Here is a 1,450-nt window from a genome sequence, read left to right as displayed (position 1 = left end):
CCTACAAGGCGTTGGAGAAGTTCGGTACGGATTTCACCGCGGCGGCGCGTGAGGGCAAGTTGGATCCGGTGATCGGTCGGGATCAGGAGATCCGGCGGGTGGTGCAGGTGCTTTCCCGTCGTACGAAGAACAATCCGGTGTTGATCGGTGAGCCGGGTGTGGGCAAGACCGCGGTGGTGGAGGGGTTGGCGCAGCGGATCGTCAAGGGGGATGTGCCGGAGTCGTTGCGCAACAAGCGGTTGGTTGCGTTGGATTTGGGGGCGATGGTTGCGGGGGCGAAGTATCGGGGTGAGTTCGAGGAGCGGTTGAAGACGGTTCTGGCGGAGATCAAGGCCAGTGACGGGCAGGTGATCACGTTCATCGACGAGTTGCACACGGTGGTGGGGGCCGGTGCGGGTGGGGATTCGGCGATGGATGCGGGCAACATGCTCAAGCCGATGCTGGCGCGTGGTGAGTTGCGGATGGTGGGCGCGACGACGCTGGATGAGTACCGCGAGCGGATCGAGAAGGATCCGGCGTTGGAGCGGCGTTTCCAGCAGGTGCTGGTCGCCGAGCCGAGTGTTGAGGACACGGTGGCGATCCTGCGGGGTTTGAAGGGACGTTACGAGGCGCACCACAAGGTGCAGATCGCCGACTCGGCGCTGGTGGCCGCGGCCACCCTCTCCGACCGCTACATCACCTCCCGCTTCCTGCCCGACAAGGCCATCGACCTGGTCGACGAGGCGGCCTCCCGACTCCGGATGGAGATCGACTCCTCCCCCGTCGAGATCGACGAACTCCAGCGCTCCGTCGACCGGTTGAAGATGGAGGAGCTGGCGCTGAAGAACGAGACCGACGTCGGCTCGGTGGCGCGGCTGGAGAAGCTGCGCAAGGACCTGGCGGACAAGGAGGAGGAACTGCGCGGGCTGACCGCCCGGTGGGAGAAGGAGAAGCAGTCCCTCAACCGCGTCGGCGAGCTGAAGGAACGCCTGGACGAGCTGCGCGGGCAGGCCGAACGGGCCCAGCGCGACGGCGACTTCGACACCGCCTCCCAACTGCTCTACGGCGAGATCCCCGGCCTGGAGCGGGAGTTGGAGGAGGCCGCGCAGGCGGAGGCCGAACAGGAGGCCGCCAAGGAGTCGATGGTCAAGGAGGAGGTCGGCCCCGACGACATCGCCGACGTGGTCGGCTCCTGGACCGGCATCCCCGCCGGACGCCTGATGGAAGGCGAAACCCACAAACTGCTGCGCATGGAGGAGGAACTCGGCAAGCGCCTGATCGGCCAGAGCGAAGCGGTCCGCGCCGTCTCCGACGCGGTACGCCGCACCCGCGCCGGCATCGCCGACCCCGACCGACCCACCGGCTCCTTCCTCTTCCTCGGCCCCACCGGCGTCGGCAAGACCGAACTGGCCAAAGCCCTGGCCGACTTCCTCTTCGACGACGAACGGGCCATGGTCCGCATCGACATGTC

General features: G+C 66.9%; 1 protein-coding gene. It reads left to right on the top strand.

The genetic code is table 11. From position 1 onward, the window contains the following. A partial coding sequence (locus tag ACIQU6_RS44830; RefSeq protein WP_403488513.1) for an ATP-dependent Clp protease ATP-binding subunit occupies positions 1–1,450 on the top strand: 1,450 nt, incomplete at both ends.

Source organism: Streptomyces sp. NPDC090442, from assembly GCF_044769405.1.
Classification (GTDB): Bacteria; Actinomycetota; Actinomycetes; order Streptomycetales; family Streptomycetaceae; genus Streptomyces.
This window is presented reverse-complemented; position numbering and strand designations above follow the sequence as displayed.